The sequence below is a fragment of the Mycolicibacterium confluentis genome (assembly GCF_010729895.1).
GTDB lineage: Bacteria > Actinomycetota > Actinomycetes > Mycobacteriales > Mycobacteriaceae > Mycobacterium > Mycobacterium confluentis.
In genome coordinates, this window is the sequence record NZ_AP022612.1 from 2,944,966 (window position 1) to 2,960,537 (window position 15,572).

Consider the following 15,572-nt stretch of genomic DNA (forward strand, 5'->3'; position numbering starts at 1 on the left):
GCCGTTCGTGACGGAAGCTGAATCGACCCCCACAGGCCTGCGCAGCGCCCTGCTCGCGCCGTTCCGCCCACGCACCAGTGCGCCGAGCACCGCGACCGTGCTGCGCTCGATTCTGTGGCCGATCGCGATCATGTCGGTCTTCCACCGCAGCTATGTTCTGGCCACCAACGGCTACATCACCGACGACTTCGGCCCGGTGTACCGCGCTGTCAGCAACTTCCGCCGCGGCCTCGACATCTACAACGAGCACTTCGACCACGTCGACCCGCACTACCTGTATCCGCCGGGCGGCACGCTGCTGCTGGCACCGTTCGGCTTCCTGCCCGTCGACGCCTCGCGGTACTGGTTCATCGCGATCAACACGCTGGCCATCATTCTGGCCGCCTACGTTCTGCTGCGGCTGTTCAAGTTCTCGCTGACCTCGGTCGCGGCCCCGGCCGTGCTGCTGGCCATGTTTCTCACCGAGTCGGTGACCAGCACCCTCGTCTACACCAACATCAACGGCTGCATTCTGGCGGCCGGGGCACTGTTCTTTCTGTGGTCGCTGGACGGCCGGCGCAGCCGAGAATGGCTGGCCGGTGTGGCGATCGGCCTGACGCTGGTGGTGAAACCCTCGCTGGCTCCTCTGCTGCTGCTGCCCGTGCTGAACCGACAGTGGCGACCCCTGGTGGGCGCGTTCGGTGTGCCCTTGGTGTTCAACGTCGCGGCCTGGCCCCTGGTGGCCGACCCGTGGGGCTTCGTCAAGAACACCGTGCCCTACATCCTGACCACGCGGGACTACTTCAACTCGTCGATCCAGGGCAACGGCATCTACTACGGGCTGCCGGGCTGGCTGATCCTGGGGCTGCGAATCCTGTTCCTGCTGTTGGCAATCGGCAGCATGTACCTGCTCTACCGGTACTACCGGACCCGCGATCCGCTGTTCTGGATGCTCACGTCCTCGGGCGTTCTTCTGACGGCGTCCTATCTGGTGCTGTCCCTGGGCCAGGGCTACTACTCGATGATGCTGTTCCCCTTCATCATGACGGTGGTGCTGCCCAACTCCGTGCTGCGCAACTGGCCGGCCTGGCTGGCGATCTACGGGTTCCTGACGATGGACCGCTACCTGATGTGGCACTGGCCGACGACCGGTCGGTTCCTGGAGTACATGAAGATCACCTACGGCTGGTCGCTGCTGCTGATCGTCGTGTTCTGTGTGCTGTACTTCCGCTACCTCGACGCCAAGCAGGACGGCCGATTGGATGAAGGCATTGATCCGCCATGGATGACGCAGGAGAAACAGCGCGCTAGCGTAGACCGATGAGCCCCTCTCCCCTGCCGCCGCCCAAGATTGCGCTCACCGACGACGAGTGGCGCGAGAAGCTCACGCCTGAGGAGTTCGCGGTGCTGCGCCGGGGGGGAACGGAGCGCCCGGGGGTCGGCGAGTACACCGACACCCACACCGAGGGCGTCTACCAGTGCAGGGCGTGCGGGGCCGAATTGTTCCGCAGCACAGAGAAATTCGATTCGCACTGCGGTTGGCCGTCGTTCTTCGACCCGACCCACTCAGATGCGGTGATCCTGCGGCCCGACGACTCGCACGGCATGCGTCGCGTCGAGGTGCTGTGCGCGACGTGCCACAGCCACCTCGGGCACGTGTTCACCGGCGAGGGGTATCTGACGCCCACGGACCAGCGCTACTGCATCAACTCGATCTCGCTGAGGCTGGTGCCCAAGCCTTAGGGCCTTACGGCAGCGCGGTCACCAACTGCTCGACGCTCACGCGCGGGCCCGTGAAGAACGGGGTCTCCTCGCGGACGTGCCGACGCGCCTCGGTGGCCCGCAGATCACGCATCAGGTCGACGATCCGGTACAGCTCCGGGGCCTCGAAGGCCAGCAGCCACTCGTAGTCGCCCAGCGCGAACGCGGGAACGGTGTTGGCCCGGACATCCTTGTAGCCACGCGCGGCCATGCCGTGGTCGGCCAGCATCTTTCGGCGGTCCTCGTCGGGCAGCAGGTACCAGTCCAGCGAGCGCACGAACGGGTACACGCAGACGTAGTTGCCGGGCTCCTCGCCGGCCAGGAATGCCGGGATGTGGCTCTTGTTGAACTCGGCGGGCCGATGCAGTGCGACGCTGCTCCACACCGGGGTGCTCGAGCGGCCCAGCGTCGTGGTGCGACGGAAGTCGGAGTAGGTGGACTGGAGATCCTCGATGCGCTCGGCGTGGGTCCAGAACATGAAGTCGGCGTCGGCGCGCAGGCCGGCGACGTCGTAGATTCCGCGCACGACGACGCCCTTGTCCTCCTGCTGCTTGAGGAAGGTCGCGGTCTCGTCGATGACCGCGGCGCGATCCTCGGGAAGCGCCCCCTGCTCAACCGCGAACACTGAGAACATCAGGTAGCGGATGGTGGCGTTGAGTTCGTCGAAATCCAAGCGAGCCATGGCTCCATCGTGCCACGTCGCGTTTTCGGACCCGTCAGGAGGAGGGCCGCGCGGAGTCCGTCAAGCCAGGGCCGCGATCTCGGTGGCCGCTCGTGTGGCGGCGGCCACACAGGCCGGCACTCCGATGCCGTCGAGGTGGCTTCCCGCAACCGCGAGACCTCGTGGCAGACCGTCTCGGATCTCGGCGGCCACCAGCGCGTGGCCCGGCCCGTACTGCGGCATCGCGTCGAGCCAGCGCTGCACGCACACGTCCTCGACGGCGACGTCGATGCCGAAAACCGTGCCGAGGTCCTCGAGCGACCAGGCCAGCAGTTCGTCGTCGGAGGTGTCGCGCGCGACGGTGTCGCCACAGCGGCCGAACGACAGCCGAAGCAGTTCGACATTGCCGCGCCGGCCCCACTTGCGGCTCGACAACGTGATGGCCTTGGCGTGCAGGCGCTCGCCGCTGGCCACCAACACACCGGAGCGCTGCGGCAACGGCGTGCCACCCGGCACGGCCAGTGCGACGACGGCGGCCGACGCCACGGGCACCCGGCTCGCGGCGGCCGCGGTGCGGGGCGCCACGGACGCCACCAACCGTGCCAGGCGCGGCGCGGGGACGGCCAGGACCACGGCGTCGGCGGTGTAGCCGGTGCCCTCGTCGTCGCGCAGCGACCAGCGCGCACCGTCGGGGGCCAGTGATTCGACGCTCGTCTGGATCCATCGCAACCCGCTGTGCTGGACCAGGGCCCGCACCAGCACCTCGTATCCGCCGTCGATGGCACCGAACACCGGGGCGCCGGACACCTTGGGCAGTGCGGACCGCACGGCCTCGGTCAGTGACGGCGCACCGCGATCCAGCGCCGAGGCGACGGTCGGGACGGCCGAACGCATGCCGATGGTCGCCGCGGAGCCCGCGTAGACGCCGCCCAACATCGGATCGACGGACCGGGCCACGACCTGCGCGCCGAACCGGTCCCCCACGATGTCGGCGACCGACGGGTCGGAGCCGGGCTGCCACCGCAGGGGCCGACTCGGTTCGCCCGCCATCCGGGCGACGGTCTCGTCGTCGACCAGTCCGGCCATCGATGCCGACGAGCTCGGAATGCCGTTGACGGTGTCGGGCGGCAGGCTGTGCAGCCGGGCCCCACTGTAGAGCAGCGGACGGACCCCGGTGGTGCCCAGTTGGCTTGCCGCCAAACCCAATTCGGCCAGCAGGGTGGGCACTTCGGGACGCCGCACAATGAAGGCTTCGGCGCCGATGTCCAGCGGTTGCCCGCCGACGCGCTCGGTGCGCAGGATTCCGCCGAGACGGTCGGCGGGGTCGAACAGGGTGATCGAGGCGTCCGCTCCGACGAGGCGGCGCAACCGGTAGGCGGCGACCAGGCCGGAGATGCCTCCGCCCACCACGCAGTAGGACGCCGCGATCACTGTTCGTGCACCAGCGCCACCAGGTCGGTCAGCAGGACGGGGTCGGTGGCGGGCAGCACCCCGTGCCCGAGGTTGAACACATGGCCTGCGGCACCGGCCTCGACCGCCGCGCGACCGTCGGCGAGGACGTCGCGGGCCCTGCGCTGCACGACGTCCCAACCCGCCATCAGCACGACGGGGTCGAGGTTGCCCTGCAGGGCGCGGCCGGCACCGACCCGGCCTGCAGCGGCGGTCAGAGAGGTGCGCCAGTCGACACCGACCATGCGGGCCGGGCCGTCCCCAAGGGCCTCCGACATGGCCCCGAGCAGTTCGGCGGTGCCGATGCCGAAGTGCGTCATCGGCACGCCGGCCTCGGCCATTGCGGTGAAGACCCGGGTGCTGTGCGGCAGCACATAGGTGCGGTAGTCGGCGAGCGACAACGTGCCCGCCCACGAGTCGAACATCTGGATCGCGTCGACACCGGCGTCGACCTGCACGCGCAGGAACTCCACCGTGATGTCGACCAGGGCCTCCATCAGGGCGTGCCACGTGGGCTCGTCGCCCAGCATCATGGCCTTGGTGCGCTCGTGGTTCTTGCTGGGACCGCCCTCGACCAGGTACGACGCGAGCGTGAACGGCGCGCCTGCGAAGCCGATCAGAGGCACGTCGCCGAGGTCTCGGACCAGGTTGCCCACGGCCTCGGCCACCGGCGCCACCGGCTGGCGCTCGAGCGGCCTGATCGAGGCCACGTCGGCGGCCGTCCGGATCGGGTTCGCGATCACGGGGCCCACGTCCGGCACGATGTCCAGATCGATGCCCGCCGCCCGCAGCGGCACGACGATGTCGGAGAACAGGATCGCGGCGTCCACACCGTGGCGCCGGACCGGCTGGAGGGTGATCTCGGTGACCAGATCGGCGTCAAAGCACGAGTCCAGCATCTTGTGCTTGGCCCGCAACTCGCGATATTCGGGCAGCGAACGCCCAGCTTGCCGCATAAACCAGACCGGGACATGGGCCGGGGTGCGGCCGGCTACGGCAGCCAGATAGGGCGAATCGGGCAGCTCACGACGGTTACTCATCGGCTCTCATGCTGCCATTGGCAACTGAACCCGCCAAAACGGCGCGCCTGCGCCCGTAGCTGCGCCAACAGGTCTACCGTCAAACGACGTGACGTCCGGAGAACCGGCAGAATTCCGCGCGGCGGTTGCGGCCATGAGTGACGTGGCCGTCCGTCCGGAGATCGAGCTGGGGCCAATCCGACCCCCGCAGCGGCTGGCCCCCTTCAGTTACGCCGTCGGCGCCGAGGTCAAGCACCCCGACACCGACGTCGTCCCCGAGGAGTCCGAGGGTGACGCCTTCGGTCGCCTGATCCTGCTCCACGATCCCGAGGGATCCGAAGCGTGGGACGGCACCATGCGCCTCGTCGCCTATATTCAGGCCGACCTGGACGCCAGTGAGGCGATCGACCCCCTGCTGCCCGAGGTCGCCTGGAGTTGGCTGATCGACGCGCTGGAGTCGCGCTCCGAGCACGTGACGGCACTCGGTGGCACGGTCACCGCGACCACGTCGGTGCGCTACGGCGACATCTCGGGACCGCCGCGGGCCCATCAGCTGGAACTGCGGGCATCGTGGACGGCGACGAGCCCCGACCTGGGCACCCACGTGCAGGCGTTCTGTGAGGTGCTCGAGCACGCCGCGGGACTTCCCCCGGTCGGAGTGACCAACCTCGGATCGCGGTCACGCGCCTGACATGTCCGCACCACCCTCTGAGTCCGACGACCCAGTCGACGGCCCGTCGTCACCCCCCGACGAGGCCGGAGAACCCGAGCCCACCCCCCTGCTCGCACCCGCCGACGGCGTTCCCCCTCTGGCGATCTACGCCGACGACATCGCTTCGGCCGCAGAGCTTCTCGCGACGGGCCACGGTGCGTTCGCGATCGACGCCGAGCGGGCCTCGGGTTTCCGCTACTCCAATCGGGCCTACCTGATCCAGATCCGGCGCGCCGGGGCGGGCACCGTGCTGATCGATCCCGTCAGCCATGGCCGCGATCCGCTTCAGACGCTGCGACCCGTGGCGGAGGTGCTCAGCGAGGACGAGTGGGTCCTGCACGCCGCGGACCAGGACCTGCCGTGTCTGGCTGAACTGGGTATGCGCCCGCCCGCGCTGTACGACACCGAGTTGGCAAGCCGGCTGGCCGGTTTCGAGCGCGTGAACCTTGCGGCGATGGTGCAGCGACTCCTGGGTCTGAGCCTGGCCAAGGGCCACGGCGCAGCCGACTGGTCACAGCGTCCGCTGCCCGAAGCGTGGCTCAACTACGCGGCCCTGGATGTCGAAGTGCTCCTCGAGCTTCGGCAGGCCATCGCCGACGTGCTCGAGCAGCAGCACAAAACCGAGTGGGCGGCACAGGAGTTCGAGCACCTGCGCACCTACGAATCTCCGCCGACCCGGCGAGACCGATGGCGTCGCACGTCCGGCATCCACAAGGTGCGCAACCCGCAGGCACTGGCCGAGGTGCGGGCGCTGTGGAACGCCCGGGACGCGATCGCGCGTCGGCGGGACATCGCCCCGGGCCGGATCCTGCCCGACGCCGCGATCATCGAGGCCGCGCTGGCGGACCCCAAGACTATGGCGGAGTTGACCAAGCTCCCGGTGTTCGGCGGCCCCAAACAGAAGCGCAGCGCCCAGACCTGGCTGGCGGCCCTGGCCGAGGGACGGGAGGATCCCGATCCCCCGCAGCGCAACGAACCCAACAGCGGTCCCCCGCCCGCAGTGCGCTGGAGCCGGCGCAAGCCCGAGGCCGCCGCGCGCCTGGAGGCGGCCCGATCGGCGTTGTCGGAGCTGTCGGAACAGATCAAGGTGCCGACTGAGAATCTGGTCTCCCCCGAGACCGTGCGCCGCCTGTGCTGGGACTGGAAACCCGTCGCGGACCCCGAGTCCGTGATCGAGGCCTTCCTCACCGAGGCCGGGTCACGGCCATGGCAGCGGTCGCTGGTGGTGCCGGTGCTCAGCGCTGCTCTGCGTTGAGACCGCAACCTTGGCGGGAATCACTGGCTGCCATTTCCCGCCGTGGTTGCGGTCTCAGCGTGAGGAGAAGCAGAGCAGATGCTCGAGCACCGCGTCGGGTGCCTCGATCTGCGGCCAATGCCCAATGTCGTCGGCCAGCATGACCACATCGGGGTTGGGGATGACCTCGCGGTAACGGGCGGCCATGTGCGCACCGGAGTTCGGGTCGGCAGGCCCATCGATCAGCCGCATCGGGACGTCCGTCGACCGCATGGCCCGCACCCAGCGGTTGCGGTGCGTGCGGCGATCACCCAGGAACCGACCGACCTTGTGCAGCACGCGCTTTCCGTCGTTGTACTCCAGAATCTGGTGGAACTTCTCCATCAACTCCGGACTCGGCTGGGTGTTGACGCCAAACATCTGGCGCAGCGTCGGTTCCAGCACGCGCCGGGACAGTCGACTGCCCTGCAGCGGGCTCACCACGTCACCCAGCGGAGTCTGCGACATCAGCTTCTGCATGGCGCGCGGCGTGTACGCCTCGTTGAACATGCCGCCGTTGAGCCAGGTGATCGTGGTGATACGCGCAGCACCATAGGCCTGTTGTCCAAACTCCTGGCGCGCCAACAGTTCTTGGCCCACCGAATCCCCGAGGTCGTGCGCCAGGACATGCACGTCCGTGACCCCGAGGCTCTCGAGCAGCGCCTCGTGCATATCCGCGTGGTCGTGCACCGAGTACTGGTACTCGACGGGCTTGGCCGAGAAGCCCATCCCCATCATGTCCGGTGCGATCACCGTGAACCGCTCGGTGAGCGAGGGCCAGATCAGCGACCAGTCCCACGAGTTGAACGGATAGCCGTGGATGGCCAGCAGGGCCGGACCGCTGCCCTCAACCCGGTAGAAGATGTCGAAGCCCAGGTAGTCGAAGTGGTGTCCCGCCGACTTCCACGCTTCAAGCTCGGGGTGCATGCGGCCACCCTAGTCCGCGAAGACCCCCTGCAGGAATGGCGTCGAGTCCCGCATCGAGGCCAGCACCGCACTGCTGTGGTCGTCATCCGGATAGGTGTGCAGCACGACGTCCTGGCCGTTGGCCACGAGTTGGTCGTAGAACTTCAACGTCATATCGGGCGGGACGTCGCGGTCCTGCAGGCCGACGCCGAGGAAGATGGGTGCGTCGAAGCCGGACTGCGGTGTGCCCATGTGGACGTCGACGTACTCGACGGCCCCGGGAACCGACGCCAGCGGCGCGGTGAAGAAGCCCGGCACGGTCATGTCCGACAGTGAGTCCGCCAGTTCGCGCAGGCACACGGTCTCAGCCCGATCGGCCGCGGCACGACCCGCGGGCGTCAGCACCCGATTGAGGTCCAGGTCGGGCCGCGCCTCACGCAGGGCCGCGACGATGTAGGCCGTGTAGGCGTTGGCGACCGGATCGAGGTTGGGCGGCACCGCCATGTCCGGACCCGCCTGCTTGACCAACGTGGCGACGTTGGCGGGGGTGCCGGTCGCGACCACGCCGCGGTAGTCCAGCCCCGAGCCCGCACTGAATTCGGTGGCCCACCGCGCGGTGTCGATCGCCGCGCCGCCGCCCTGCGACTGCCCGACCACGGCCCACCTGGAAGACAGCGGCAGGTCCAGCTTGTGTGCGGCGACGACGGCGTCGACGATCCCGTGTGCCGTCGCCGTCCCGTTCAGGTAGCTCATCAGCCCCGGTGTGCCCAGACCGACGTAATCGGCGGCCACCACGGCGTACCCCTGGTCCAGCCAGTGCGACAGGTACTCGTTGTCTCGTGGGCTGCGCGGGCGTGCCGAGGGGGTGCAGTCGTCACCGAGGCCGACCGTGCCGTGCGCCCACGCCACCACGGGCCAACCCCCCTCGGGTGCGGGCGTTCTCGGCGTGAAGACCGCGGCCGTCCCGACCGCGGGCCGTTGGTGCTGGTCGGTGGACGAGTACAGGATGCGGTAGGCAGACGCGGCGCCGGCGACCGACAGCGCGGGGTTCAGCGGCACGGACTCGATCAGCGCACCGGGCGCCGGGATGGGGCCGTCGTAGAACCGTGCGTCCAGGCCCGACCAGTCCGGAACGGTCGCCGCGGCGACCGCGTGCGAACCCATCAGAGAGGCCAGACCGAGCAGCAGTGCGACGAGCACACGCGAGAAGTTCCGCATGGGCGCTGACACTACCGTGTCACCCCGCGAGGTCAGTCGAGCCGTTCGCTCACTTCCGGCTCCGAGGCCGAACTTCCCAGTGCGGCAACCCATCCGGTGATCCGGCGGGCGATGTTCTTGTCCGTCATGCCGATGTCGGCGAAGATCTCGCCACGCGACGCGTGCGGCAGGAACTCCTGAGGCACACCGACGTCGCGGCACGGCACGTCGATCTCGTTGCGCCGCAATGCGGCCGACACCGTGGAACCGACACCGCCGGCAAGTCCGTTGTCCTCCAACGTCACCACGAGCTTGTGCTCACGGGCCAGATCGGAGAGCACCTCGGGCACCGGGAGCACCCACCGCGGATCCACCACGGTCACGCCGATTCCCTGGGTGCGGAGCCGCTGCGCGGTCGACAACGCCATGGTGGCCATCGGACCCACCGCGATCAACAGCACGTCGGGCGTCAGTCCCTCGGCCGGTTCGGAGAGCACATCCACGCCGGTGCGGCGCGTGACGGCCGGAACATCCTCGCCCACAGCGCCCTTCGGGAACCGCAGGGCCGTGGGTCCGTCGTTGACGGACAGCGCCTCCCCCAGTTCCTCGCGCAGGGTGGCGGCGTCGCGCGGAGCGGCCACCCGCATGCCCGGCACGATGCCCAGGATCGACAGATCCCACATGCCGTTGTGGCTCGCGCCGTCTGGGCCCGTCACACCCGCGCGATCCAGAACCATGGTGACCGGCAGCTTGTGCAGCGCCACATCCATCATGACCTGGTCGAACGCGCGGTTGAGGAACGTCGAGTAGATCGCCACCACCGGATGCAGGCCACCCATCGCGAGGCCGGCCGCAGAGGTCATGGCGTGCTGTTCGGCGATGCCGACGTCGAAGAGCCGATCAGGGTAGGCCTGCCCGAACGCCGACAGTCCGGTCGGACCGGGCATCGCCGCGGTGATCGCCACGACGTCGCGGCGCTTCTTCGCGATCCGGATCAGCTCGTCGGAGAACGTGGCCGTCCACCCGGGTGCCGACTCGGAGGTGGCCCGCCCCGTCACCGGGTCGATCACGCCGCAGGCGTGCATCTGCTCGGCCTCGTCAGCCTCGGCGGGGCCGTAGCCCATGCCCTTGCGGGTGACGACGTGCACGATCACCGGAGCGTTGAAACCACGCGCATGCCGCAGCGCGGCCTCCACCGCGTGCTCGTCATGTCCGTCGATCGGGCCGACGTACTTCAGCCCGAGGTCGGTGAACATGGCCTGGGGCTGCAGCGCGTCCTTCAGACCGGCCTTGACGCTGTGCATGCACTGGTAGCAGACCTCGCCGATGATCGGGACTCCGCGGACCGCCGCGCGCCCCTTCTCCAGCAGCTTCTCGTAGCCGGGCTGCAGGCGAAGCGCGGCCAGGTGGTCGGCCAATCCTCCGATGGTCGGCGCGTAGCTGCGTCCGTTGTCGTTGACGACGATCACCACGGGCCGCTTGGCCGCCGCGATGTTGTTCATCGCCTCCCAGCACATGCCGCCGGTCAGCGCTCCGTCGCCCACGACCGCCACGACATGGCGGTTGCGGTGACCGTTCAGTTCGAACGCCTTGGCCAGTCCGTCGGCGTAGGACAGCGCGGCCGAGGCGTGACTGGACTCGACCCAGTCGTGTTCGCTCTCCTCGCGGCTGGGGTAGCCAGACAGCCCGTCGCGCATGCGCAACGAGTCGAACTCGGCGGCGCGCCCGGTCAGCATCTTGTGCACGTAGGCCTGATGCCCCGTGTCGAAGATGATGGGGTCGTGCGGCGAGTCGAAGACCCTGTGCAGCGCCAAGGTCAACTCGACGACGCCCAGGTTGGGTCCCAGATGTCCGCCGGTCGCAGCCACCTTATGGATCAGGAAATTGCGGATTTCGTGAGCCAAGTCACTGATTTGTGACTGCGAAAGGTGCTGCAGATCAGCGGGTCCGCGGATCTGATCAAGCATCCCGACAGTCTACGCACGCATCCTGAGATCAGTCCTGCCGAGGCTGGTAGACATCCGGCACACCGTCGTGGTCGTCATCGGCGGTCTCCCGCTCGTGGATACGCCGGTACGCGGCGTTGCGGCTGAGCAGTACGCCCGCCGCCAGCAGTGCCGCGATCACACTGCCCAGCAGGACACCGATCTTGACGTGGTCGGCGTGTGCGCTGCCGTAGCCGAAGGCGAGTTCGCCGATCAGCAGCGACACCGTGAACCCGATCCCGGCCAGCAGGGACACCCCGAAGACGTCCCGCCAGGCCAGATCGTCGTCCAGGCTGGCCCGGGTGAACCGCGCCAGCAGGTACGTGGTGCCCAGGACACCGATGGGTTTGCCCAGCACCAGGCCCGCGACGACGCCCAGCACCAGGGGTTCACGCAGGGCTGTGGCCAAGCCCACGTCACTGACCGTCACCCCGGCGGCGAAGAACGCGAAGACCGGGATCGCGAAGCCCGCGGACAGGGGCCGCAGCAGGTGCTCGAAGCGCTCGCTGGCGGCGTGTCGGCCCAGCACGGGCACCGTGAAGCCCAACACCACCCCGGCCACCGTCGCGTGGATGCCGCTGGCATGCATCAACGCCCAGGTCAGCACGGCCAAAGGCACCAGAATCCAGACCCGGTGTACGCCACGCTGCACCGCCAGCGCGAACAGGCCCGCGGGCAGCAGCGCGCACAGCAGCGGCACGACGTTGAGGTGGTCGGTGTAGAACACCGCGATGACGGAGATCGCCAGCAGGTCGTCGACCACGGCCAGCGTCAGCAGGAAGGTCCGCAACGCCGCTGGCAGGTGGCTGCCGAGCACCGCCAGCACCGCAACCGCGAACGCGATGTCGGTCGCGGTCGGCACCGCCCAGCCGCGCAGTGTTTCCGTAGAACCCATCCCGGCGTTGACTGCGACGAAGATCACAGCGGGCACCACCATGCCGCCGACGGCCGCCAGGATCGGCAGCGCCGCGCGCGCGGGGCTGCGCAGATCGCCGGCGACGAACTCGCGTTTGAGCTCCAGGCCGACGACGAAGAAGAAGATCGCCAGCAGGCCGTCGGCTGCCCACGTGGCCAGGTTCAGGTCCAGATGCCAGGACTCGGGCCCGATCACGAACGACGAGATGCGGTCATAACCGGCCGACCACGGTGAGTTCGCCCAGATCAGGGCCGCGGCGGCCGCGCACAGCAGGATGATTCCACCGACGGTCTCGCGGCGCAGCACCTCGGCGATCCGAGACGTCTCACTCCACGATCCCCGGCTGAACAGCCGGCCTCCGAGCGACCGGCGCGGGTTCTGCTGCGACAACGAAATCACCTCATGCTGATCGACGCATCAATAACTCACTGCCGACCAGACTTCCCGGCGCACCAGGGTGAAGTGTAGGCGACCTCAGCGGGTGAGCAGGGCGAAGCATTCCACGTGATGGGTCAGCGGGAACGCGTCGAACACCCTGATCTGCTCGACGGTGTATCCCTGCTTCCGATACAGCCCGACATCGCGCGCGAACGACGCAGCCTCACAACCGATGTGGATGACGCGCGGCACACCGGCGGCGGCCACCTGTTCGATGATCTCGCGACCTGCGCCCGTGCGGGGCGGATCCAGGACCGCGACGTCGGGTGCGGCACCGTGATGCGCGCCCAACATCCGACGTACCGAATCGGTGACGAAACGCACCTGCGGGGTGTCGGCGAGCGCGGCCCGGCCCGCCTTGGACCCGGACCGGGACGTGTCCACGCTGACGACGTGGCCGTCCGCTCCGACGACGTCGGCCAACGCCGCGGCGAAGACACCCGCGCCGCCGTAGAGGTCCCAGGCGCTGCCTCCGGGGGCCAACCGCGCCCAGTCCACCACGAGGGCGCTGTAGAAGTCGGCGGCCTCGCGATGGGCCTGCCAGAACGCGGTGACCGGCAGGCTCCACCGGCGGTCACCGACGATCTGCTGCCCCTCGTAGGCGCCTTCCACCACACGGGTGCGGCGCTGGGGACCGCCACACACGATGTGCCGGGTGCCCTCGTCGTCGAGCACGACATGGACTTGGTCGCCGGGCCGGAACTGATCTTCCGGCAGATCCTGGAGCAGGCCGGCGGGCAACTGCGCGCAGTTCAGGTCGGTGACCAGGTCATTGCTGTGATAGCGGTGGAATCCGGGCCGCCCGTCGGCGCCGACCTCCAGCCGGACCCGGGTGCGCCACCCGACGGCTGACGGGGTGCGGATGAATTCGGCACCGGCCCCCTCGGTCTCCCATCGGTAGCCGCCGAGACGTTCGACCTGGTTGGCCACCACCTCGGCCTTGATCCGGCGCACCGCCTCGGGGGTCGCGAAGGACAAGTCGCAGCAGCCCGCGCCCTCGGGCCCGGCGATCGGGCACAGCGGGTCCACCCGGTCCGGCGACGGATCGACGATCTCGACCGCGGCGGCATGCCAATACGATCCGCGCTGGTCGGTGATGTGGGCCCGCACGGTCTCCCCCGGCAGTGCGTACCGGACGAACACCACGCGGCCGTCCTCGCGGGCCACACAGCTGCCGCCGTTGGCTGCCGCGCCGACCGTAAGCGTGAGAAGACTCAATCTACGAATCCTCGACGTGTGTCGCCGGGAGCCGACTGAGGCTGCAGCGTCTTGAGACGCTCCGACGAATTGAGCTGCCACGGAACCGAAGTCACCATGACATTGGGCTCGAAAAGCAGCCTGCCTTTGAGGCGCAGGGCGCTCTGGTTGTGCAGGACGCCCTCCCACCAGTGGCCGACGACATACTCAGGGATGAACACCGTGACCACGGTACGCGGTGACTCCTTGGTGATCCGCTTCACGTACTCCAGCACCGGTCGAGTGATCTCTCGATACGGCGAGGCGATCACCTTCAGCGGGACCGAGATGTCACTTTCCTGCCAATGATGAACCAGCTCACGGGTTTCCGCGTCGTCGACGCTGACCGTGATGGCTTCCAGGGTGTCCGGCCGGGTGGCGCGCGCGTAGGCCAGCGCGCGCCGGGTCGGCAGATGCAGCTTGGACACGAGCACCACGGCGTGGTTGCGGCTGGGCAGCACCATGTCGTCGGCGTCGCCCTCCTGATCGGCCAATTCCCGCGACACCGCCTCGTAGTGCCGGTGGATCAGCTTCATGATCACGAACAACGCACCCATTGCGGTGATCGCGATCCACGCTCCGGCCACGAACTTGGTGACCAGCACGACGATCAGAACCGAACCGGTGCAGACGAAGCCGATCGTGTTGACGACGCGCGAGCGCTGCATCTGATGACGCACCGCGGGATCGGCCTCGGTCTTGAGGTGATGCGTCCAGTGCCGCACCATGCCGATCTGGCTCAGCGTGAACGACACGAAGACGCCGACGATGTAGAGCTGGATGAGCGCGGTGACCTCGGCCTGGAAGGCCACGACGAAAGCGATCGCGGCGATCGCCAGGAACAGGATGCCGTTCGAGAACGCCAGCCGGTCCCCGCGGGTGTGCAGTTGCCGGGGCAGGTAACGGTCCTGGGCCAGGATCGAGCCCAGCACCGGAAAGCCGTTGAAGGCCGTATTGGCGGCCAGCACCAGGATCAGCGCCGTGGCGACGGTGATGAACACGAAACCGATATGGAAACTGCCGAACACGGCCTGCGCCAACTGCGCGACCAGAGTCTTCTGGTGGTATCCCTCGGGCACTCCGCTCAACTGCGTGGCCGGGTGCTCGACGATCTGCACGCCGATCTTCTGGGCCAGCACGATGATGCCCATCAACAACGCCACCGAGATTGCGCCGAGCATCAGCAGCGTGGTCGCAGCGTTGCGGCTCTTGGGCTTGCGGAACGCCGGCACGCCGTTGCTGATCGCCTCCACACCCGTCAGCGCCGCACACCCCGACGAGAACGACCGCGCGACCAGGAACACCAGCGCGAAGCCCAGCACGTCACCGTGGTCGGGATGCATCTCGAAGCCCGCCGACTCGGCCTGGACCGTGTCCCCGAGCACATAGATGCGGAACAGGCCGTAGCTCAGCATGATCGCCATACTCGCGATGAAGGCGTAGGTGGGAATCGCGAACGCGATACCCGACTCACGGATGCCGCGCAGGTTCATCGACATCAGCAGCAGGATCGCCAGGACCGCGAAGAGCACCTTGTGCTGCGCGATGAACGGCACCGCCGATCCGATGTTCGACATTGCCGCCGACATCGAAACCGCAACGGTCAGAACGTAATCGACCAGCAATGCGCTGGCCACCGTGAGGCCCGCGGTGGGACCGAGATTGGTGGTGACCACTTCGTAGTCCCCTCCTCCGGAGGGGTAGGCGTGCACGTTCTGCCGGTAACTGGCAACGACCACCAGCAGAACGAAGGCGACAGCCAGCCCGATCCACGGCGTCCAGGCGTAGGCCGACAGGCCCGCGACCGAGAGCACCAGGAAGATCTCCTCCGGCGCGTACGCCACCGAGGACATGGCGTCCGAGGCGAACACCGGCAGGGCGATCCTCTTGGGCAGCAGCGTGTGACCGAGCTTGTCGCTGCGGAACGGCCGACCCAGCACCAACCGACGTGCGGCGGTCGAAAGCTTAGACACGAGGTCCAAGAGTATGCCTAAGCGCGGTTGGCGGTAGCGTTCCGCGTACGGTCGGTTTTCGGACGTC

At 68.3% G+C, this 15,572-nt stretch carries 13 protein-coding genes; 4 read left to right on the plus strand and 9 right to left on the minus strand.

Going from position 1 to position 15,572, the window contains the following annotated elements; genetic code table 11:
* Positions 1-7: 7 nt before the first annotated feature.
* Both aftC and msrB read left to right on the plus strand, forming a co-directional pair.
* Positions 8-1,303 (plus strand): arabinofuranan 3-O-arabinosyltransferase, encoded by a 1,296-nt coding sequence (aftC, locus tag G6N34_RS13650; RefSeq protein ID WP_109788542.1) that lies wholly within the window; start codon positions 8-10, stop codon positions 1,301-1,303.
* Positions 1,300-1,722: a peptide-methionine (R)-S-oxide reductase MsrB gene (msrB, locus tag G6N34_RS13655; RefSeq protein ID WP_085152533.1), complete on the plus strand. Its 423-nt coding sequence runs from the start codon at positions 1,300-1,302 to the stop codon at positions 1,720-1,722. The genes aftC and msrB overlap by 4 nt, the downstream gene beginning before the upstream one ends.
* Before the next feature lie 4 nt (positions 1,723-1,726).
* On the opposite strand, the gene hemQ is transcribed toward msrB, so the two are convergent.
* The 3 genes from hemQ to hemE are packed head-to-tail and all read right to left on the minus strand — an operon-like array spanning position 1,727 to position 4,890.
* Positions 1,727-2,422: a hydrogen peroxide-dependent heme synthase gene (hemQ, locus tag G6N34_RS13660; protein WP_085152534.1), complete on the minus strand. Its 696-nt coding sequence runs from the start codon at positions 2,420-2,422 to the stop codon at positions 1,727-1,729.
* Between the two features lie 60 nt (positions 2,423-2,482).
* Positions 2,483-3,829: a protoporphyrinogen oxidase gene (locus tag G6N34_RS13665; RefSeq protein WP_085152699.1), complete on the minus strand. Its 1,347-nt coding sequence runs from the start codon at positions 3,827-3,829 to the stop codon at positions 2,483-2,485.
* Positions 3,829-4,890, minus strand: coding sequence for a uroporphyrinogen decarboxylase (gene hemE, locus G6N34_RS13670; protein ID WP_085152535.1), 1,062 nt, complete (start codon positions 4,888-4,890; stop codon positions 3,829-3,831). Before hemE ends, G6N34_RS13665 begins: the two co-directional genes overlap by 1 nt.
* A 133-nt stretch (positions 4,891-5,023) precedes the next feature.
* On the opposite strand from hemE, the gene G6N34_RS13675 reads away from it, so the two are divergent.
* Both G6N34_RS13675 and G6N34_RS13680 read left to right on the plus strand, forming a co-directional pair.
* Entirely contained in the window at positions 5,024-5,560 is a 537-nt protein-coding gene (locus tag G6N34_RS13675; RefSeq protein ID WP_234812943.1) for a DUF3000 domain-containing protein, read from the plus strand.
* Position 5,561: 1 nt separating this feature from the next.
* On the plus strand, positions 5,562-6,836 hold the full coding sequence (locus G6N34_RS13680; RefSeq protein ID WP_085152537.1) for an HRDC domain-containing protein: 1,275 nt from the start codon (positions 5,562-5,564) through the stop codon (positions 6,834-6,836).
* Positions 6,837-6,890: 54 nt separating this feature from the next.
* On the opposite strand, the gene G6N34_RS13685 is transcribed toward G6N34_RS13680, so the two are convergent.
* From G6N34_RS13685 to G6N34_RS13710, 6 genes are all read right to left on the minus strand, one after another.
* Positions 6,891-7,781 (minus strand): alpha/beta fold hydrolase, encoded by an 891-nt coding sequence (locus G6N34_RS13685; RefSeq protein ID WP_085152538.1) that lies wholly within the window; start codon positions 7,779-7,781, stop codon positions 6,891-6,893.
* A gap of 9 nt (positions 7,782-7,790) precedes the next feature.
* The gene (locus G6N34_RS13690) at positions 7,791-8,978 is read right to left on the minus strand and encodes an alpha/beta hydrolase family protein (RefSeq protein ID WP_179965754.1); all 1,188 of its coding nucleotides are present in this window, start codon (positions 8,976-8,978) and stop codon (positions 7,791-7,793) included.
* A gap of 32 nt (positions 8,979-9,010) precedes the next feature.
* Entirely contained in the window at positions 9,011-10,924 is a 1,914-nt protein-coding gene (gene dxs, locus G6N34_RS13695) for a 1-deoxy-D-xylulose-5-phosphate synthase (RefSeq protein WP_085152539.1), read from the minus strand.
* 28 nt (positions 10,925-10,952) lie between these two features.
* Positions 10,953-12,248, minus strand: coding sequence for a Na+/H+ antiporter NhaA (gene nhaA / locus G6N34_RS13700; protein WP_085152701.1), 1,296 nt, complete (start codon positions 12,246-12,248; stop codon positions 10,953-10,955).
* A gap of 84 nt (positions 12,249-12,332) precedes the next feature.
* The gene (locus G6N34_RS13705; RefSeq protein ID WP_085152540.1) at positions 12,333-13,514 is read right to left on the minus strand and encodes a class I SAM-dependent RNA methyltransferase; all 1,182 of its coding nucleotides are present in this window, start codon (positions 13,512-13,514) and stop codon (positions 12,333-12,335) included.
* Positions 13,511-15,505, minus strand: a complete 1,995-nt coding sequence (locus G6N34_RS13710; protein WP_085152541.1) for an APC family permease — start codon at positions 15,503-15,505, stop codon at positions 13,511-13,513. Before G6N34_RS13710 ends, G6N34_RS13705 begins: the two co-directional genes overlap by 4 nt.
* Between the last annotated feature and the right edge of the window lie 67 nt (positions 15,506-15,572).